The sequence below is a fragment of the Rothia mucilaginosa genome, assembly GCF_901875305.1.
GTDB lineage: Bacteria > Actinomycetota > Actinomycetes > Actinomycetales > Micrococcaceae > Rothia.
Genome location: NZ_CABFLY010000005.1, coordinates 46,477 through 67,263, shown reverse-complemented (window position 1 = coordinate 67,263; position 20,787 = coordinate 46,477). Strand labels below are relative to the sequence as shown.

At 59.1% G+C, this 20,787-nt stretch carries 11 protein-coding genes and 1 tRNA gene; 6 read left to right on the top strand and 6 right to left on the bottom strand.

What is annotated here, in order from left to right; translation table 11 throughout:
• Positions 1-48: 48 nt before the first annotated feature.
• Both JX292_RS06850 and JX292_RS06845 read left to right on the top strand, forming a co-directional pair.
• Positions 49-516 carry a tRNA (cytidine(34)-2'-O)-methyltransferase gene (locus tag JX292_RS06850; RefSeq protein ID WP_204862899.1) on the top strand — a complete coding sequence of 156 codons (468 nt, stop codon included), beginning with the start codon at positions 49-51 and terminating at the stop codon, positions 514-516.
• 1 nt (position 517) lies between these two features.
• Positions 518-1,165, top strand: coding sequence for a uracil-DNA glycosylase family protein (locus JX292_RS06845; RefSeq protein ID WP_204862898.1), 648 nt, complete (start codon positions 518-520; stop codon positions 1,163-1,165).
• 169 nt (positions 1,166-1,334) lie between these two features.
• Here JX292_RS06845 and JX292_RS06840 read toward each other — a convergent pair whose 3' ends face one another.
• Complete coding sequence (locus JX292_RS06840) at positions 1,335-2,648, bottom strand: S1C family serine protease (protein ID WP_204862896.1); 1,314 nt, start codon at positions 2,646-2,648, stop codon at positions 1,335-1,337.
• Between the two features lie 744 nt (positions 2,649-3,392).
• Between JX292_RS06840 and JX292_RS06835 the strand changes: the two genes are divergently transcribed.
• From JX292_RS06835 to JX292_RS06825, 3 genes are all read left to right on the top strand, one after another.
• Complete coding sequence (locus tag JX292_RS06835) at positions 3,393-5,762, top strand: non-ribosomal peptide synthetase subunit (protein ID WP_204862894.1); 2,370 nt, start codon at positions 3,393-3,395, stop codon at positions 5,760-5,762.
• Between the two features lie 252 nt (positions 5,763-6,014).
• Entirely contained in the window at positions 6,015-8,123 is a 2,109-nt protein-coding gene (locus tag JX292_RS06830) for a TPM domain-containing protein (protein ID WP_204862893.1), read from the top strand.
• 156 nt (positions 8,124-8,279) lie between these two features.
• Positions 8,280-9,032: a PspA/IM30 family protein gene (locus tag JX292_RS06825; RefSeq protein WP_204862892.1), complete on the top strand. Its 753-nt coding sequence runs from the start codon at positions 8,280-8,282 to the stop codon at positions 9,030-9,032.
• A 108-nt stretch (positions 9,033-9,140) separates the two neighbouring features.
• Here JX292_RS06825 and JX292_RS06820 read toward each other — a convergent pair whose 3' ends face one another.
• The gene (locus JX292_RS06820; protein WP_204862890.1) at positions 9,141-11,543 is read right to left on the bottom strand and encodes an S-layer homology domain-containing protein; all 2,403 of its coding nucleotides are present in this window, start codon (positions 11,541-11,543) and stop codon (positions 9,141-9,143) included.
• A 1,862-nt stretch (positions 11,544-13,405) separates the two neighbouring features.
• On the opposite strand from JX292_RS06820, the gene JX292_RS06815 reads away from it, so the two are divergent.
• Entirely contained in the window at positions 13,406-14,029 is a 624-nt protein-coding gene (locus JX292_RS06815) for a cytochrome C oxidase subunit IV (protein ID WP_204862889.1), read from the top strand.
• Between the two features lie 575 nt (positions 14,030-14,604).
• Here the strand turns inward: JX292_RS06815 and JX292_RS06810 are convergent.
• The 4 genes from JX292_RS06810 to JX292_RS06795 form a co-directional block, all read right to left on the bottom strand.
• On the bottom strand, positions 14,605-15,198 hold the full coding sequence (locus tag JX292_RS06810) for a protoglobin domain-containing protein (protein ID WP_005505324.1): 594 nt from the start codon (positions 15,196-15,198) through the stop codon (positions 14,605-14,607).
• A 98-nt stretch (positions 15,199-15,296) separates the two neighbouring features.
• A complete protein-coding gene (locus tag JX292_RS06805) occupies positions 15,297-16,532 on the bottom strand; it encodes an IS256 family transposase (protein WP_204862887.1) in 1,236 nt (411 codons plus the stop codon).
• A 643-nt stretch (positions 16,533-17,175) separates the two neighbouring features.
• Positions 17,176-17,252: transfer RNA gene (locus JX292_RS06800), tRNA-Met, on the bottom strand.
• A gap of 296 nt (positions 17,253-17,548) precedes the next feature.
• Positions 17,549-20,671 (bottom strand): UPF0182 family protein, encoded by a 3,123-nt coding sequence (locus JX292_RS06795; RefSeq protein ID WP_204862885.1) that lies wholly within the window; start codon positions 20,669-20,671, stop codon positions 17,549-17,551.
• Positions 20,672-20,787: the final 116 nt, after the last annotated feature.

Here is a 20,787-nt window from a genome sequence, read left to right as displayed (position 1 = left end):
GTGGAGGCGACCACCGAGCCCCGCACGGCCGCGGGGTACACTGGGATTGTGTTCAAGATTCTTTTCTATACCCCCGAGATTCCGGGTAATACCGGTAACGCCATCCGACTGGCCGCGATTACCGGTGCCGAATTGCATCTGGTAGAGCCGCTGGGCTTCAACTTCGATAACGCTCACCTGCGTCGCGCAGGCCTGGACTACCACGACCTGGCCGTGGTGACCGTCCACAAGACCCTCGAGGATGCCTGGCAGGCTCTCAAGCCGGAGCGCGTCTTCGCGTTCACGACCACGGCCTCGACCTCCTATGCGGATATCGAGTACCGTCCCGGAGACGTCCTCATGTTCGGCCCCGAGTCGGTGGGCCTGCCCGCCGAGGTACAGCGGGATGAGCACGTTACCGAACGGGTCAAGATTCCCATGAAGCCTGGCCGCCGTTCCCTCAACTTGGCTAACTCTGCATCGATTGCGGTGTTTGAGGCCTGGCGTCAGAACGGATTTGAAGGAGGCGCCATCTAGCATGGCTACCGCGCACCACGATTTGTCCGAGCAGATGGTTCAGCAGATTCTGAGTTCTACTCCTCCCTTGGCCGAGCAGATTCGCCAGGATCCGGAGAATAAAGAGTACACCGAGCTGGGCTGGGAGCCGGTCTATTCGGCCTCGCCCAAGGCACGCATCGTGGTAATTGGTCAGGCGCCCGGTAGGGCTGCGCAGGAGAGCCGTATTCCGTGGAATGATCCCAGTGGCGAGAAGCTACGACAGTGGATGGGTGTCACCGATGAGCAGTTCTACGACCCCGAGCTGATTTCGCTGCTGCCGATGGATTTCTACTACCCCGGTAAGGGCGCCCACGGTGATAATCCACCGCGCAAGGATTTTGCGCCGAAGTGGCATCCGCAGCTGCTGAATCTCATGCCGGACGTTCAGCTGATTCTGCTGGTGGGCGCGTACTCCCAGAAGTACTACCTGAACGGTAAGCGCGGCCCGAAGGCTGAGCGTAACCTGACCGAGACAGTGCGCGCCTGGGAGTCTTATCTTCCGAAGTTCCTGCCGCTCGTGCATCCCTCGCCCCTGAATTTTAGATGGCAGGCGAAGAACCCCTGGTTCGAGCAGGAGGTCATCCCGGCTCTGCAGAAGCGCGTGGCCGAGATTCTCAAGAACGCCTAGCCTTCCCGCAAGGCCGTTTCCGTGGCACTAGTACGACGAAGCTCCCGACCCTCACACCGAGGGTCGGGAGCTTCGTCTCTGTTTGCTCTTCTACCTGCCCGTATCTATCGGCTCGTGTCCCCGTCTCGGAGGCGGAACCAAAGAGGCGGGTTAGCTTTACAGGTTAGCGTTACGAGTTGGCGCTACCCAGGGTCACGGTGATGTCCTTGGTCGTCCCGCCGCGCTTGACCTTGAGCGTCATGTTCGAGCCGGCCGCCGCTGCACGCACCGTGCCATTGAGCTCGTCGCTCTTCGTGATGGGGTGTCCGTCCGCCTCCACCACAATGTCGCCGGCACGCAAGTCTGCCTTGGCTGCGGGGCTGCCGGAGGTCACGGAGCTAATCTCCACGCCGCCGGAAATCAGCTTCGAGGAGCCGCTACCGGTGTCGGCGGGGCTATTCTTAACGTTTGCGCCCAGGTAACCGTGGGTGGCCTTGCCACTGGCGATAATCTCAGAAGAGATGCGCTTGGCGTAGTTCGAAGTAATCGAGAAGGCCATACCGTCGGCGGTACCGCCGTCCTGGCTTGCCTGGCCCTGCGCGTTAATACCGACCAGTTCTCCCTTGAGGTTCACGAGCGGTCCACCGGAGTTACCGTGGTTGATGGGGGCATCCGTCTGAACCATGGGGATGTAGTTCTGGCCCTTCTCATCGGCAGGCTGCACGCGGTTCGCGTTCGACACCACGCCGGAGGTAACCGTGTCGGTCCGGCTATAGGGCGCGCCGAGGGCCACCACAACCTCGCCCGAGACCAGCTTCGAAGAATCTCCCCAGGTGATGGGCTGCAGGTTCAGCCCGGAAGGGTCAATCTTCAAGACAGCCAGGTCGGAGGCTTCATCGCGCCCCACAATCTTAGCGGTGCGCACCGTACCGTCGTTCAGACGCACCTCGACAACGGAAGCTTCCCTATCTGAGAAAACCACCACGTGGTTATTCGTCAGGACGTGGCCTTCCTTGTCCAGAACAACGCCGCTACCGCCGCCGGCAGCAGTCGACCCGTTAGAAGCCACAATGCTGACGGTTGAGGGAAGAGCCTTCTTCGCGGTCTCGGCAACACCGGTGACAGTTGACGAATTACTGATATTCGAGCTCACCGACCCGCGTGAGGAGCTCGACGAGGAAGAGCCGGCCGAGGCGGTGAAGGAGCCAACACCGGCGCCCACGCCACCGCCCACGAGAGCTGCAAGCACGGCAGCGGTGAGAATAACCCCGCCTCCATAACGCTTACTCTTTTCCGGGGTGCGAGAAGCAGCCGCGGCAGTAGTGTGATACCCATAGCCGTTCTGAGGGTACGCCTGCGAGTAAGCGTTCTGGGTGGTCTGATACCCGGCCTGCTGGTAACCCGAGTTTTGGTAAATAGGTCGCCCGTTCACGCTCTGCAGAGGCCGTGTCGCATCGGAGGTGCCGTCGTTGCCGCCCTGAGACCATCCGGTGTTCTGAGTCATGGGTTGTTCTCCTTGAAGTCTACCCGTGCGTCGTTCGGGCGCACTGTCTCTATCTACTGTAGAGGGTTGTTCATGCCCCTCAGCGTTTTTTCACTGTCACTCAGCGTAGAGTTCCCTGGGAATTTTCTGAGTACCGATTTTTCGCTGCCCCACATGCGAAGATCCCGTACAAGGAGGTCTAACGAACCGTAATCTACACAGCGGCACTCACCTCTACGCACAGCTGAGGCACAGAGAAGGCCCGTAGCGTGGAGGGCAGATGACTTACGAAGGAGGAACTCCAGTGATTGCAACCATGATCTTTTGCGCCATCTTAGTGGGCTCAATCGGCATCGGTGTCGGCGTAGTGGCCTGCTGCTCAGGCATGGTGTACCGCCGCCATCGGGAGGAACGACTCCACGAGCTACACCAGAGCACGGCTATCTCCAGATAACCTTGGCCAAGACGACGGACGAGAACCTATCCGTCAAACGAGTTTTCCGGTACGGGAGTTGAGAGGCCCGTAACGGATGGGGTGTATCCCCGAGGTGGCCTTTGGCTCGGGTGAGGCCGAGCCGGGGCATATGTGTTTAGTGATGAGTGATGAGAATGCGGTCCCCACCCCGAATACGGGTGGGGACCGCATTTTTGTTGTCTCGCTCTGCGTCTCTGCCCTACGCCTCTCGCTCCGAATACGGAGGCTTAGTATGCGGCAATCTGGCCGATGCCCCAACACCGCCCGGCTTGCTGGGCTATCGTAATGACATGAGTACTTCCTGCGCCGCGTTCGCTCTTCTCGCCACGCTACCTTCGCTATCGGCGGCGGGCCCCGCACCCCTGTACACCCTCCTCGGGGGCGTACTCGCTATCACCCTTGTCGTTCTGCTGGTTAGCCTCCGTGCCCAGAAACGGCGGGGCAAAAACGACGCGCAGCAGAGCCAGCAGGTGCCACTTCCGTACGGCCCGTACCCGGCGAGCGCACCGCAGGCACCTCCCCATGCTCCGGGACAACCCCAGCACGGGTACCCTCCGCATGTTCAGCCTCCGCAGGCCCAGAATCGGCAGGGTCAGCCCGTCCGGGGTGCCGTCAGCTATCCGCAGCAGTACCTGCCGAATCCGCAGCCTTCGGGTGCCCCGCAGGGTACCGCCCCGGCCAACGATGCACAGCAGAACCGTGTTGAGAGCACCGCGGCGAAGCAGGCGGTGCCCTCCCCGCTCGCTCCCCTTCAGGTGGAAAACCCCGCGGACGCTCAAGACGCCGGCGTGCGCGAAGAATCCCGGTCGGAGGCCGCCGTTCGGCAGGAGACCACTCCCCCTCAGCAGGAAGAAACTACGCAGAAGGACGAGGCCGACCAGCCCAAGCCTGCGCCTTCCGACCCTTTCTCTTTGAGCACCAACTTCAAGCTCATTCCCCCTCTAGAGAACGCGCAGCGCAGCCGCTACCCCATGGTGCTTTCTGTCAGTACATCTGAGGATGAAGTCTTTGCGCTGCCGTCGATTAGCGGTGTGCCGCAGCATCTGCTGGTCGGTACGCAGGAGAATCATGTTCCGCTGAATCAGCGTCAGCGCTGGGAGCAGGTTAGGATCTTGGAGAACTACCTCATGCGTGCGGTCATGAACCTGCAGACGCTCGAGCGTGCGCAAGTTTCTCCGTTGCACAGTTTCAAGGAGACTGCCCAGGCTGACCGCGCGGTGCTTGCCGCAGATCTGGAAGAGACCATCCGAAAGTCTCGGCTGAAGCTGAGCGGGGCGTTGGAGTTCTATACGTCCCTGCCTCGTCTGGCGGAGGCCCCGGGCTCTTTCGCTTTTGCCCGCGACCACGCGCTCTCCCTAAGCGCCACCGTCATTAGCCTGACCGAAGAGTGCTTTGAGCGTACCTTCCGTCGGCGTCTGTTGGAGGATACCCTCCCGGATTCTTTGAATGTCCGCCTATACGCGGTGCGTTATCTGCGTGAGAGTGCGCAGAAGCTGGCGGCTTTTGTGGAGCTGAGCGAATTTGACCGCGCTATGCAGCTTGCCGAGACCTGGAAGAAGACTGTCCGTAAGGATTCAAATCTCGATGAGGTCAAGGTCTGGAATGAGATGATGGAAGTTGCCTTTGACGTTCTGCCCGAGTTGCGAAAGCAGGCGTTGAAGGGCATTCAGTCTACGTTGGAGTTTAGCGAGCTTTTCTACCGTCCCGGCGAGGATGGTACGCACCGTATGCTCCGCCCGGAGCAGCTGAGCGAGTTTGAGCTCAAGGGCGTGCAGTCCACGCTGGAAGAGCGCCTGGAGAAGGTGCGTCTTGAGCTTCAGGATGCGGAGTTCTGCGCTGCGGTCTTGAGCTTGCAGGCGCGCTCTGTCGTTGAGCTTCTCCAGGAGCTTCTACAGGTCGAGCAGGACGGCGTTCTGGCGGAGGTTGTGACTGATTTGCGGGCGCTTGCTCATGACTCGCCCGACCTTGCCGAGCAGCCTATCCAGACGTTGATGTTCAGCCGCGAACAGTACGCCCCGGTTGGGGAGGATCTGCCGACCATTGGCGAGCGCATCCGTTCCCTATCGAGCGTTCCCGAGGTTCTGGCGTTCGTTCACTACGAGGGGCCGGTGCTTCTGGTGGGCGTCCCAGATCCGTATAAGGCATTTTCCGGGGAGGGTCTCTCCGAGGGTCTGCTTTCGGAGGAGGTGAAGTTATCTTCCACGCCGCTGTCAGTGTTGCGCACCCATTCGCGGCTTCTGCTGCAGGTGCTTCGCCTGCAGAATCTGCGTTTGAAGCTGGTATGGGTGAGCAGCTGTAGCGGCTACATGCCTTGGTCCCTGGTTGAACGGTATTTCGTCGGTCCCTCTGCCGGGGATGAGGATTTGAAGGAGCTGACCGAAAATATTGAGGCGCTCGCTGAGCTTCTGGACGCCCATTCTAACTCCCAGGTGTATAAGGGCCGTGGCGTGCCGACTACACCCTTTTTGTGGTCGCAGATACGGAAGCAGGCAGATCGCAGTTCTAGGTTGCTGAATCATGTGCAGTTCTTGGGCTGGATGTACGCCTCGTCTTCGCGGGTTAAGGTGGTGAACGGCATAGCACAGAGTATCCACGATGTTAATGCCGCGGAGGTAGTGGGTCACCTGATGAGCAATCTGGAGATTGCGCGCCGGTACTAACTGAATAACCGGTGGGTCGGGATTTGGGATGAGGTTGGACCCCGGCTTTCCTGTATAAAGCCTGGGAAGCCGGTAAACGGGCGGCAAACATCCACACAATAATGGGGTCATATTCGCTGAAGGCTTCGTATCATCGGGCCTAGGCCGCAGGGCCACGGTTACACTAATAGTGTGACCGGTGTTGAGGGTACGCAATGACCGCTACCTGCACGAACGAGCACATAAATACGTCACGATAACGGAGGAAATAGTATGACCGACCACACCCCCGCGCGTCACTCTCGCATCCAGTACCCGCGCCTACGCACCGTAGTAGGTGCCACAGCGCTGGCCGCAGGTCTGTCCTTCGCCCCCGTCGTGGCACCGGCTGGTTCGGCGTTCTTTACCGCCGCCGGCCCCTCGACCGCGCAGGCCGCCGACCCCATGCAGATTACCGGTACTCGCATCTATGACACCACGAATTCGCTGGGCAATACCTCCACGCTGAGTTCCAAGATTTCGGCTCTTTCGAAGAAGCACAACGTGGACCTGCACGTGGTGACCATCGATAAGTTCGAGAATCCCTCGGGCTCCCAGGCCTGGACGAAGGCCTTGGCCACGAAGAATAACTGGGGCTCGGCCGATGTGGTGCTGGTGATTGCGACTGAGACCCGCCAGGCGTACTTCATGGCCGGTAGTACCAAGACCCTGTCCAGTGATCAGCAGACGAAGGTGTACCAGAACTACGTCAAGCCCAAGTTGCAGAACAGCGATTACTCCGGTGCGGCGTTGGCCGCGGTCGAAGGTATTGAGGCGCAGAAGGGTGGTAGCTCTTCGGGTGTGGTGACCGGTGTGTTGGGTCTGGGTGCGGTAGCTGCCGTTGGTGGTGGCGTGTACGCAGTTCGTCGCCGTAGGCGCCGCAATAACGCCCCGCGGCAGACCGCCTATAATGCTCCCCGGCCGGTTCCGCATCCGCAGGTCCCGGAGATCCCCTTGGAGGAGTTGCGCACCCGAGCCGGTAGTGCCCTGCTACAGGCTGACACTACGATGAGCCGCGCCAAGCAGGAGCTGGAGTTCGCGCGCGCCCAGTACGGCGATCAGCAGGTCACCCGCTTTGAGCAGGAAATCGTTCGCGCCGAAGAGCTGATGCGCCGGTCCTTCCAGCGCCAGCAGTTGCTGACCGATTCCATCCCGGACACCCCCGCGGAGCAGCGCGCCTGGCTGAACGAGATTATCGACAATTCCCAGGCCGTGGCCCGCATTTCGCAGGAGCAGGACGCCCAGTTGGCCCAGATGCGCGACCTGGAGCAGCAGGCCCCCCAGGCCATCGCAGCGCTGAACGAGCGTCTCCCGCAGCTGCGTAGCACGGTAGAGGAATGTTCTACCCGCTACGCCCAGATGAAGGAGCGCTTTCTGTCCTCGGCTCTGGAGCCCATCTCGAAGACCGCCAGCCTGCTGGAATCGAACCTGGCCCTGTGCACCGATGAGCTTCAGAAGGCACATCAGCTGGTGGATACCAACCGAACCGAGGCTGTTGCCCACCTGCGCTCTGCCGAGGAAGCATCGGCGCAGATTTTTACGCTGTCCAATGCGGTGACGAGCCGAAACAACGAGCTCAACGCGGCGCAGGAGGCATTGAGCACCGATCTGCTGAGTATTCAGCGTGACGTGGCCGAGGCTAAGAGCCTGGCTACTTCTCAGGGTCGTTCCGACCTGGCCGCCGTGGCCGCAGGTATGGAGGCGGTCCTCGGACAGGTGACGCAGAGCTCCACCGCCCGCCCGAACGACCCGCTGGCACTGGCTAATCAGCTGCGCCAGCTCTCGAGCGAACTGGACAAGTCGATGACAGAAATGCGCGCCACCCGCGATCGTTCTCGCGCCGCAAGCCAGACCCTCGACCGTACCCTCCGCTCGGCGCACGCCGCAGTCACCGGTGCCCGCGGGTACATCGAGAATCGTCGCGGCGCCGTGGGTCCCACGACCCTGACCGCGATCTCTGAAGCTGAGCGTCACCTCATGAACGCCAACCAGATGCGTAACTCCAACCCGTTAGAAGCCCTCAACGAAGCAAATATTGCCCTTCAACAGGCCAACGATGCGCAGAACCGTGCCGCCCGCGAGATGGGCCAGTTCTCCGAACGGTCCAGCGGTGGCGGTGGCAATAGCTGGGGTAGCGACCTCGCGAAGGGCCTGCTACTGGGTGCGATTCTGAATACCCTGGGCTCCGGCTCAACCCACAGCTGGGGCAGCAGCTCCGGCGGCTCTTCCTCCAGCGGCGGTTGGAGCGGAGGCGGCGACTGGGGCAGCGGCGGAGGCGGCGACTGGGGCAGCGGCGGAGGCGGCGACTGGGGCAGCGGCGGTGGCGACGGCGGAAGCTTCTAGGTCACCCAATTTACCCAAAGTTCAGGTTGAGGCCATCGGGCGTGCATGATTTTCACAGCCTGCGCCCAGAAACCTCTCACATAATAAGTTGTACGGGCACGGCTCACGAGGAGCGTAGCGCTCCCCCGCAGCCCGTTGAACAGAAAGTAGGAAATCATGGCTAAGCAGACTATCTTCGGTCGAATCGCACAGCTGGCGAAGGCAAACATCAACGCCCTGCTCGACGCTGCCGAGGACCCGCAGAAGATGCTGGACCAGATGGTTCGCGACTACACCAACAGCATCCGTGAAGCAGAGGCCGCCGTCGCCCAGACTATTGGCAACCTGCGACTGCTGGAGAAGGACCACGCAGAGGACCTCAAGGAAGCTCAGGAGTGGGGCGCCAAGGCTCTGGCCGCTTCTAACAAGGCAGATGAGCTCCGCACCGCTGGCGACGTCGCCAACGCTGACAAGTTCGACAACCTCGCTAAGGTTGCTCTGGGCAAGCAGATGCAGGCAGAGAAGGCTGCCCAGGCTCTCGAGCCCCAGCTGGCTTCTCAGACCCAGATCGTGGACCAGCTCAAGGACGGCCTGGACAAGATGCGTACCAAGCTCGACGAGCTGAAGTACAAGCGTGATGAGCTGACCGCCCGTCAGAAGACCGCCGCCGCTCAGGGCCAGGTCAACGACGCGCTGAAGGCCTTCGACGTGATGGACCCGACCAGCGAAATCTACCGTTTCGAAGAGAAGGTTCGCCGCGAAGAGGCACGCGTTATTGGTCAGCAGGAGCTGGCCTCCTCCTCGCTGGACGCACAGTTCAACACCCTGGAGGAGATGGGTCGCCAGAGCGAGCTGGACGCCCGTCTGGCTGCGCTGAAGGCAAAGCCGGCCCCCGCTATCGGTGGCGACACCCCCACCCAGGCTCTCTAATACGGTAGCGCGCCGCTAGGCGCATCCCCTGTAGGTCACATACAAGTAACCGCCCCGTTCCTGAAGTTCAGGAGCGGGGCGGTTCTTTATGCTTTAGGGCTCTGCACCTTAGTTAGCGTAGATGTACAGGTAGCCTGCCATAGCGTCGCGGGTGATGGCTGCCGAGGAGGTCGAGCCGGTGCCGATACCGTTCGAGGCGGTCCAGGCCAGGGCCTGCGATGCGTAGCCGCCCTGATCCTGTGCCGGGGAACCGGCGGCACGATACATGAACTCAGCCATGGTGGACTCGGTGACGGCTTCCAGGGGACGGAAGTCGCTACCGGTGATGCCCTGCTGGCTCAGCCAGTAAATCTCCTTGTACGCGGGGTGGTTGACCGGAACATCGTTGAACGGCGAAACAGCCGGTGCGTTCACAGCGGGGCGACCAGCCACGCGGTACAGGTAGGTTGCCAGCTGCGCACGGTTGACCGATGCGTTCGGGCGGAAGGTGCCGTCCGCGAAGCCGAGCATGATGCGGTGGTCAGAGTTCCAGCTAATCTCGTTGTAGTTCGGGTTCGAGTCAGACAGGTCACTGTAGCCCAGCGCCGGGGTCTTACCCGCGAAATCCAGGGAGGAGGCCAGGATGTGCGGCAGGTCGTAGTCGTGGTGGCTGAATCCATCAATCAGCTTCACGCGGGCGTCAGAGAAGCCTGCGCTCAGGTATGCGTTGTAACCGGACTCGACGGCGCCTCGTGCGCTCCAGGTGACGGGGTTGGTGTTACCGGAGGTGTCATTAGCGCCGACCCACCAGTACATGGGCAGACCCTTGGTGGTTGCGTCGGCATCCACGGAACCGTCAGAGTCACCACCGGCGACCATGATAGAGCCGCCGCCCTGACGCCAGGAGGTGTTGTGATCGGTCAGCTCGTAGGTGATGAACTCGGCGCCGCCGGAGTAGCCCATGGTCCACATCTGGGATGCGTCCAGGTTGTTCTCGCTCACGAAAGACTTCGCGAAGGAGCGGAAGAACTCACCGTTGGTGTCCATGTCTTCCCACCAGGTGATGCCGTCGCCGGATGCGTTGGTATCCGGGGAGATGACCGGCACGAACACCATGTTGCGGGCGTTCGCAATCTTACCCATGGCGGCGAGCATACCCTCGTCGGGGGTGTAGACCTTGGACTCGTCACGCTGCCAGTAGTCACCGTCGAAGTAGAAGACCACGCCGACGGGCTTGGAGTAGTCCAGGTTGTTGGCGTACACGTGGTACTGCGAGGTGGTGCCCGCCGGGGAGGTGTAGCTCAGGTAGGTACCCGAGTGCATGGTGCGGGCACGCTGGGTGTTCTGCTGCTTCTGCTCAGACTTCTGTTCGGTCTTCTGCTCAGCCTTGGGTGCGGCGGTGCTCTTGCTCTTGGCGAGAGAGTCGCTCAGGATCTGGGAGAAGTTGTAGTCGAAGTGGCCCGAGCCGTTGAGTACGGTCGCGGAGGCATTGGTGTAGCCAGCAGTCAGGTAGGCATCGTAACCGCCCTCCACGGCGCCGCGGGCGCTCCAGGTCTGCGGGTAGGTCTCACCGGCACCGTCGTTCGCGTTGGCGTACCAGTACATGGGCTGGGACTTCAACGCTGCGGAGGGGGTACCCTCATCGAGGCCACCGCCGGCGACCATGATGGAGCCGCCGCCGTTACGCCAGGTCTGGGGCTTGGTGTTCAGCTCATAGGTGATGAACTCGGCACCACCGGAGTAGCCCATAGTCCACACGTTGGAGGAGTCCACACCGTTAGCTGCGATGAAGGAAGACGCGAAGGAACGGAAGAACTCGCCGTTACGCTCCATGTCTTCCCACCAGGTCACGCCAGCATCATAACGGTTGGTGTCCGGGGAGATGACGGGCACAAACAGCATGTTCTGAGCCGCGGCGGAGGCAGCCATCTGAGCCAGCTCACCGGCGGGGTCGTAGACCTTGGACTGATCGTTGCGCCAGTAGTCACCGTCAAAGTAGAAGACCACGCCAACGGGCTTGGAGAAGTCCACGCCGTCCGCGTACACGTGGTACTGCGAGGTGGTGCCCGCCGGGGAGGTGTAGGACAGGAAAGTCTGGTTGCTACGGGTTACCGGAACGGTGCTACCGGCGACGGCGGGCTGTGCCACCTGAGCGGTCTGAGCGTTAGCGACCTGCGAGAGCGAGGGCTTAGCCTCGGTGACTACGGGAGCAGCCTGCGCGGTCTGTGCTGCCTGTGCCGACTGGAAGGTGGCGGGGGTAGCCTGAGCTGCCTGAGCGGTGTAGGTCTGCTGAATGGGCTGGACCTGATTGGTCGCGGGAGCTTCAGCCTGCTGGCGAACCTGCACGGCTACCTGCGAAAGGGTAGGCTGGACAGTCGCGGTAAAGAGCGAACCCTGGGCGGCGGCGCCGGGAATGTCTTGCACGACGGGAGCGAATGCGGATGCGGGAGACAGCAGGGTGCTACCAAGCACGGTGGGTACGGCAATAGCCGCAAGAGAGCCTGCCTTAACGGTGCGGGGGCGAAGTGCCATGGTGTTGTCCTCGTTGTTGGTGTTTCTGGGACGGGAACGCCCGTCAGTGGTTGAGTGATAGATGGTCTGTAGTCGGTCGGCCTGTGGTTTTGGTACCGCTTTGGCTTGTCCATCACCATCCCGTGCTTGTGGCGGGGATGTCCTCATGCGATGGAAAGGAGCGGGGTCAATCCGGTGACCTGAGCGGCGGACCGCGGTGACCATGTACTCAAAGCTACCAGGTCAAAAAGCCTTTTCTAACGGTTTTTTAGGGCATTTTTGACCCCTCGCAAAATATTAACCTTAAGCCTAAACTTTTTCTAAGGTTTAAGTAGAAAATGACATGGGTTCAACCAATGGTTGAATGAGGGGTTTTACCTTGATTTTTCGGGGGTTTTGAAGGTTTTTCGACCCCTATTCAAAAACATTGACTTCAGGCTTTAAAGTTTTATCGTGAGGACAATCACTTTCCAGGTGAATTTTTGCGGTTTTTGGCTATTTTTGCATCAAAATCCGCGAAATTCCGGGGTAAATCACCTGATTTCTCAACAAGGAATATAGAGAACCTCTCGCATATTCTGATTTAGGTATGAGGTAAAAACATCCTTTTAGAGAACCCCTCAGGATTAATTAGCCCCCAAGCACGCGATTCCGGGTGTCGCCCCAAGGAGGCAATACAGTCCCTCCCGAGGGCTGCCCCAAGACCCCAACGCCCCCCCCTCATACACGGCCCCCCAACAGGACGAACTCAGCAGGGCTAGAGAGAGAAATTTAGGGCCCGCCGCTTCCAATCAACGAGCACAGAGATACAGGGCAGCAAGATGCTCATCTGCGGCTGCAGGACTGCGGAACAAGATAGAGGCAGAAGGAGCCGAAGGGGCACCAGCAGGACCGATGCTCAGCAACCCTACTGAGCTCAACAGGGGAGTATGAAGGGTAAGGCTATTACTCACGCCCGTTCCACTCCCCCGCTCCCATGCCCGCCTAACCGGCCCACCCAACAGAATCAGGAGCAACCTCACGAGGGGTTGTCATCTGCTGAACCACCCCATGAGGGGTCGTCTCACTCGACCCCGCCTCATCAGGGGCCCCACCTCATCAGGAGCCACACAGTCGGGAAGCGGCACAGCCAGTAGCCTCTACAACCAGGGAGCAGTACAGCCAGTAACCCGCCCAGTCAAAGGCCCCAAAACCGGCGGCCCCAAAACCGGCGGCATAGTCGATTCTGGGCATAAAAAAACTCCCGATAGCTTAGCTATCGGGAGTTATCCGTTGCGGGGACAGGATTTGAACCTGCGACCTCCGGGATACAGCTTCTTCTTTACTGGAACGCAGCCACTAATTTCCCTCGCATTACTCTTTATACTTGATGCTAGGGTTTCCAAGGTCCACTACGGGGGTTTGCCTCAGCAGGTATACATTGCCTGGTTGCCTAGCGTCCTACGCACCATCTGTCGAACACTTTCAATAGTTCTTGTAAACCTACTTAGTGTGCTGCTATTCGATCTAACAATGGTTTTGTCTGGTTCGAAAATGCACTCTGGGCTAGCAACCCTGCTTTGCTTTCTTACCTTCCAAAGTATACTAATTGCTCTGATCTACTCGACATTAGAAAGTCTCTCAAAACCTCCGACTGCCGCGGTAATTTCAGGTGTTCTTCTGTACTTCTGGATAGTGCTACCCGGTAACCTAGCTGACAATGCTACCCCATACATATCAAACGCCCTCCACTCCGTAGGGCTGAATCTCAATGGTACCGCAATCTCGTTCGTAGATATCCAGGAGCAATCAAATTTCGGTTTCTCTGCGCTTATCCCGGTACCAATCCTAATTATTACCTATGTTCTTGTGGCTAGGTTTCGAAGTAAAGGAGCAGTAAGAAAATGAAGTCTTTGTGTTCTATCGAGCAAATTGCAATCATTCGTTGGGTCACGATCGCTTATCTCGGTGCACTAGTTCTTCCGCTGCTGTTTCTCCGTTATGGAAATACCATTGCCGTAGCGCAATCCGCGTTACTCATCATGCTCCCAATTGCCACGGCAGGTCTAGCTTTGTCGCATGCTAAGGTCCCTGCCTCGTACGTCTCGTTTAGTATTCACGATAAAGTTCTGCTCCGGTTCATTGCTAAATCGCTGCTTCTCGCACAAGTAGTTAACCTTTGTTTGAGTCTGCTTTATGTCTCTATCATTGGCGAGCTTGTTAATGAGCGACTGTCGAGTCATACTGCTTTAGTACTTGTTTTCTCTTCGGTTGTGCTAACTCTGGCCTGTTTTGCGCTTCGGCTTTGGACTACTTCATTAGTTTCATGGATTGTTATCATCTTTTTTGTGGTGGCAGGTCTTCCGATTAGCACAGGTGATTTTGCGAACTCACCGATCTTGTTTGCTGTCGTTCCCACGACTTGGATTTTAAAAGGCGCCACCTTTGGCTCCTATATATTTTCTACCGGGTTTCTGTTGGCTGCGATAAGTTCGGGGTTTTTACTAACGTCGGTGAAACGTGCATAGCTATACTTCACTTGGAAAAGCGTATGTGAGGATAGCTGCACTTCCAACGGATAGGTTTCCAAGTGACGGCAAAGCGAAGTCAGCGTTTGCTAAACTGTTCTATCGAATCCCAGTTTGAGATCGGTCCTTGCAAGTTCCACACCTTCGTTTTATTCCGCTATCACGAAGGCTATTTCCGGCTCTTCCGAGTTGAGTGTGGGTGACCAGGTATTGGTCGGGGGTTGTGGGTAGAGGTCGAGGTCCTTGATGATGAGCGGACTTCTACCACCGCGATCTTCAAAGGACCTCCTGTTGACTTCTTACCGTGACGGATCATGGGGCAGCCACACACAGAGCACGATGCAGTATTCACAGGAACGAGGCAAACACGACCAACTGAAAGAGTGACTTTCCCGCACCAGAAAGCCGAAAAGTCACCCAACCAGCAACACGTAGTGTCCTATAACCCAGAAAGAAAGCTCTCCCTGGAAGCCACTGAGGCTTCCAGGGAGAGCAGTCAGAGAGTGCGAAAGACGAATACACCGCTATCAAGCGTGAGGCGGCCGATGGGGGAGTCGTAGGTGGCGAGCGCCGGATCAGAATTGCTCGGGGTGATCGCGGTAGGCATACGCCCACACTGTCACGGCGACAGTCACAGCGCGAGTCCACGCGTCACGGACAGCGTCCAGTTCTGCGCCCTCGAAGCCCTCCGCCAGGAGACGGTGCCCGACCTCCACAGTCGGCGCGATGAAGGCGAGCACGTAGCGCAGAGGCACGAATGGCGTCGAGTCCGCCCCATCCGCCGCGTTCTTCGCCGCGGTCATGTGTCGAGCTCCGATCAGGTACTGGTAGTCCAACCACGCCTGATCCCGCTCGCGCGTGCACATGTCGATGATCCACTGGGCGAATCGGGGCTTTGACGCCTGCGCGTACTCGGGGTTCGGCTGTCCATCCGGATGCGCGGAATGTGCTGCCAGGTAGGTCTTTTGAGCCAAAATCCCGCGCCACGTGTCGACCATTTCCATGGCATGCGGCGCCAGGATGGGTTCTGCTCGCGCGAGCAGCTCTGCGTCACCGGGCTGGACGTGCGCGGCGGCCTCAATCTGGCGTAGATCCTCGAGTGTGAGCGGAGACGTGGGGACGGCATCGGTACCGTAGGTGTACCCCGACGAGTGGTCGTAAGCGGTCATGCGAACCTCCATGAACTTATGCGTCAATTGTAGAACGTGCTCTTGCTCAGGTCAAGTCCTGTGGAGTGGTGTAATCGTTTTGTGTCCTTCGGGTTGGGTTATGCGCTGAGTTGGAGTGGGGTGTCCTCCTGTTGGGTGGGTTGTGGTGTGAGTCGTGATTTGGTGAGGATGTCGAGGCTGAGGTAGCGTCGGCCTTCGGCCCATTCGTCGTTTTGTTCGGCTAGGACGGCTCCGACGAGGCGGATGATTGCGTGGCGGTTGGGGAAGATTCCCACGGTGTCGGTGCGTCGGCGGATTTCGCGGTTGAGGCGTTCATTGGGGTTGTTGGACCAGATCTGGGTCCATACCCCGGTTGGGAAGGAGGCGAACGCGAGGACGTCTGCCCTGGCTTGATCGAGGTGGTCACACACGGCGGGGAGCTTGTCGTGGACGTAGTCCAAGAGCCGGTCGTATTGAGCGTTGACCGATGCCGCGTCGGGCTGGTCATACACCGAGTGCAGCATCGCTTTGACAGCGGGCCATAGTGCTTTGGGGGTGACCGACATGAGATTAGCGGCGTAGTGGGTGCGGCATCGTTGCCAAGTGGCTCCGGGCAGGTTGGCGGCGATGGCTTCAACCAGGCCCAGATGGGCGTCACTGGTGACCAGGCGCACGCCGGTCAGGCCTCGGGCGACCAGGTCAGAGAAGAACTCCTTCCAGGCTGGAGCGGTCTCGCTGGTGGATACGCGCACCCCCAGTACTTCGCGGTGTCCGTCATTGTTGACTCCGGTGGCAACCAGAACCGCGCACGAGACGACGCGTCCTCCTTCGCGCACTTTCATGGTGAGCGCATCAGCGGCGACGAACGTGAAAGGCCCGGCATCGTGGAGGGGCCGGTTGCGGAACTGATCCACGTGCTCGTCCAGGTCGGCTGCCATGCGTGAGACCTGGGACTTGGACAGTCCTGTGATCCCCAGGGTTTTGACGAGCTTGTCCATGCGGCGTGTAGACACTCCTGCTAGGTAGCAGTCAGCGACCACTGTGATCAAGGCGTTTTCGGAGCGTTTGCGGCGTTGAAGCAACCACTCTGGAAAGTAGGTGCCTGAGCGTAGCTTGGGGATCGCCACGTCAATGGTGCCGACCCTGGTGTCCAAGGGCCGGTGGCGATACCCATTGCGCTGGGCCTGGCGCTGCGGGTCTTGTTGGCCCCACTGGGCCCCGCACACGGTGTCAGCGTCCGCTGAGAGCAACGCGTTGATCACGTGCTGGAGCAGGGAACGCATCAAATCTGGGGATGCCTGGGACAACGCCTCGCCAAGCAGGCCAGCAGGGTCGATAATATGAGGAGCGGTCATCGTTGTGCCTCCAAATCGTTTCGAGTCAGAAGTAGAGAGCTTTCTCGAAGGATCACACGGTGACCGCACCCATATCAAACGGGCCGACCACCCACGGTTACACCACTATGCGGGACGCTACTCTTTCACCGCTTAGTTACCGCCTGTTTGAGGCTAAGCGGTATATCGAAAACGTTGGTATATCAGTCAAAACATGGTGTGTTGCCGCCTCTACCGCCTAATTTCTAAAAAGTGTACACGCGAGTGTTCATCTTCCTACATATGCGTGTGTATATATAAAAGTTTTCGGTTTTAGGCGGTGAAGGCGGTAAAGGGTTGGGATTCGGTTGAGATACGAGGGAAAATGCTATACCGCTTTTGCATTTTCAGGCGGTAAACAGCCGGTATCAACGCCGATTAGGCGGTGAAAATCCTCCTCTGCAACCTCCCTCCCACGAGATCATGCACGAGCGAAGATAGTCATACGCCCCGAAGGGGCGTTGGATGATAGTCCTCGATGTTGGGTGATAGTCCCCCCTCCCCCCACCTCGACGACGGGCCTGAGTTTGGCTGAAAGGTAGGGAATAACATAGGGATTCGGTCTCGTCAGGGCAAAACAAAACCCGGTATCTCAGCGACTTTTCGTTGAGATACCGGGTTTTTCTGGTTGCGGGGACAGGATTTGAACCTGCGACCTCCGGGTTATGAGCCCGGCGAGCTACCGAACTGCTCCACCCCGCGGCGACTCATACAACTATACCGGCCCACAGAGGAGCACGCAAGCCAAAAGCATGATTTGTAACCAAGCACACAAAATAGGATTCGTGGGAGCAGAACGCACAAGAATGGGGCGGAAGCATACAGCTTCCGCCCCATTCCCATAGAACACGCCAGAAGAAACAGCGAGAGATAACCCCAGCGTGAACCACACCGGGCGCAGGCTCGGAGCTTAGAGCGAGAACATCAGCCCCCGCAAGCCCAAGCACCTAGTAGGCTCCACACCTAGTAGGCGCTACTCCCCCGCCAACTCAGGTTCCCTAACGAGAAGCCGAAGCGCTGGCACTGGGCTTAGCGCTCGCAGAAGCGCTAGCAGTTGCACTCGGAGCCGCAGAAGCCGAAGCGTTCGGGGTTGCCGAACCCTTGCTCTGCACTTCCTCGGCCGCCAGGGCCTTCTTCACAGCCGCCTCCAGACGCTTCTGGGCCTCACCATAGGCGGCCCAGTCGCCCTTCTTCATCGCGGCGTCGCTATCGCTCATAGCCTTCGAAGCGTCATTCAGAGCCTGCTTCAGCTCAGAATCATTCGAACCCGAAGACGACGAGGAACTCGAAGAAGAACCAGCACTCGGCGTAGCGTTCGCTGAGGGAGCCGGCGAAGCCGTGGCCGAGCCGTCCAGCTTAGCACCCGAAGAACCCCCGAACACCTGGTTCAGGGCCTCCTCCAGGGTCGGAGCGAAGCCGACCTTATCACCGAAGCTCACCAGCACACGCTGCAGACGCGGGTACTTCGCATCACCGCTGGACTGCACATACACCGGCTGAACGTACAACATGCCGCCGCCCACCGGCAGAGTCAGCATATTGCCGTTAATAACCTCAGACGAACCGCGGCGCAGCAGGTTCAGCTGGTTCGACACCTCAGCATCAGAGTTGAAGATGTTCTGAGCCTGGCCCGGGCCGGGAACCACCGAGGAACGCGGTAGCTCCAGCAGACGCAGCTTGCCGTAGTCGGCGCTACGCTCGCCGTCCTTACCGGTTCCGGCATCGCCGTTAGCGGCCAAGAAGCCGTACATCACGTTACGCGAGTTCGAATCGCTCTGCTGCGGAATGAACGTCGTCGTCAACGAGAAGTGAGCGCGAGAATCCCCGGGCATCTGCAAGGACAGGTAGTACGGCGAAATCGGCTGGTTCCGATCATTGGTCGGGTCATTCGGAATCGACCACACGTCATCACCGGCGTAGAAGCTGTGAGCGTTCGTCACGTGATACTTATTCAGCATGCTGCGCTGAATGTTGAACATATCGGTCGGGTAACGCACGTGGCTCATGAGCGAAGCGTTCATCTCGTGGTAGCTCTTCACCGTGCCCGGGAAAACGCTCTGCCAAGCCTTGAGCACCGGGTCATCCTCATCCCACGCGTACAGGGTCACCGAGCCGTCATAGGCATCCACGGTGGCCTTCACAGAGTTGCGGATGTAGTTCACCGACTTCGAACGCTGAGCCCCCGCCGCGGTGGCAGAGTCCTGCGAACTGCCCTGCGCGTACGGGAACTGGTCGCTCGTCGTGTAGGCGTCCACAATCCACTGCACGCGGTTATTCACAATCGCAGGGTACGGTTTGGAATCCACCGTCAGGTACGGGGCCACCTTACGCACACGATCCAGCGGGTTACGTTCGTACAGAATCTGTGAACCGTCACGCACCGCATCCGAGAGCAGAATGTCGGAAGACTGGAACTTAATCGCATAGGACAGGCGGGCCAGCAGAGAATCGACGCGAGGACCACCATAACCGGCGAAAGTGTACTTCGCGTCGGAGGCTTTCGTCTCGTCAGCAGAGAGCGGACGGTCCAGCTCCAGGGTATCGCCCTTACCGCCCACAATCGAGTACTCCGGCGAGCTCATGCCAAAGTAAATACGCGGCTCGTAATCCTCACTCAGGGTACCGGTCGCCTTAATGCCGGACTGCAAGAACTTGGGGTTACCCGCCGAATCCACCTGGTTACCGTACGCGGCAATCACGCCGTAGCCGTGGGTGTACACCACGTGGCGGTTGTACCAAGAATCACCGTTCGTCTGCGTGGGGTTCAGCTCGCGGGCCGCCAGTACGGTGTCCTGCGTAGTGTTACCCACGGTGTAGCGATCCACCGACAGCTGCGACTCGAAGCGGTAGTATGGGCGGAACTGCTGCATCTGCGCAAAGGCGGAGGAAACCACATTCGGATCCAACAGACGAATATTCGCGATGGTTGCGCTCGAAGAGCTCAGGGCACCGGCGCGAGTATCAATGGTCGCGTCGTACGGGGTGGTCTCAATCTTGTCCAGGCCATAGGCGTAGCGGGTCGCATCAATATTGCGCTGAATGAACTGCGACTGCGCACCCTGCTCATTCGGAACCACCTGAAAACGCTGCACAACCCACGGGTACAGGCCACCTGCCACCAGCGATACGACCGCCAGCATTGCGGTGCTAATCAGCGGCAGACGCCAGTGATTCTTCACCGCGGCAGCAATGAACATGAACGACACCAGCAACGCCGAAACCGCCAAGATGGCGCTCACGGGAATGGATGCGTTCACGTCCGTGTACATGGCACCGGCCCAGCGTCCGGCCTGCTGCTGGGTGGACGAGTAACGGTCCAGCCAGAAACTCACCGCACGAGTCAAAACAAACACGACGGCAAGCACGGCCGCATGGCGGCGGAAAGCGTGAGTCGTAGTCACGCCACCCGGCTGCACCTTAATGCCGCCGTAGAAATAGTGCATGAACAGGCCAGCCACCGCGGCGAGCGCCACAGCGGAAGTCACCAGCGACACCACCACACGCAGGAAGGGCAGCACAAACACGAAGAAGCCATAGTCCAGGCCGAACTCCGGGTCGGTCTTGCCGAAAGACTGCTGGTTGAAGAAAAGAGCAACCGTGCTCCACTGCGACATCGTTGCCGAAGCAATAAACAGCCCCAGCAGCAGCGGAACCGCAATCAGCAGGAGCTTACGCACCTTATCCACGCTCTCGTGGTAACGGCGCATGCTATCCTCGGCACGCTGCTGGCCGAGCACATCACGAAGCATCTGCTCGGTCGCGTCCGAAGCACTCGTCGGTACGCTCTGGTTCGGGCCAGCCTCATCCTTCGCATTCTGCTCACGCGTGGCGGGCAGAACATCCGCATGGCGAACCGCGTAGGTCATGGAAGCCCACAGCGGCACAGCCACCACAAGGGCGGCCACCACAAACACCACGGCCTTCACAAGAATCTGGGTGGTAAAAACGGTGCTATAGCCCAGCTGATCAAACCACAGCCAGTCCGTATACACCTGGGACAGTCCCACAAATGCGGCAATCAGAACCGCAACAACCACAATCGTCATCAGTAGAGGGCTACGACGCTTCTTTGCTCGATCCTTCTTCTGTGGGCGTGGGGTCTTATCGGTCGACTCAGACACAATTCCTCGCTCATCATTCCAAAATGTTCTTTACGTTAAGTATTACAGAGGTTCGAGGAACGAACGTTGACATGACGTCAGTGGGAAGGCCGCTCCCCCCGCTATCCCACTATGCG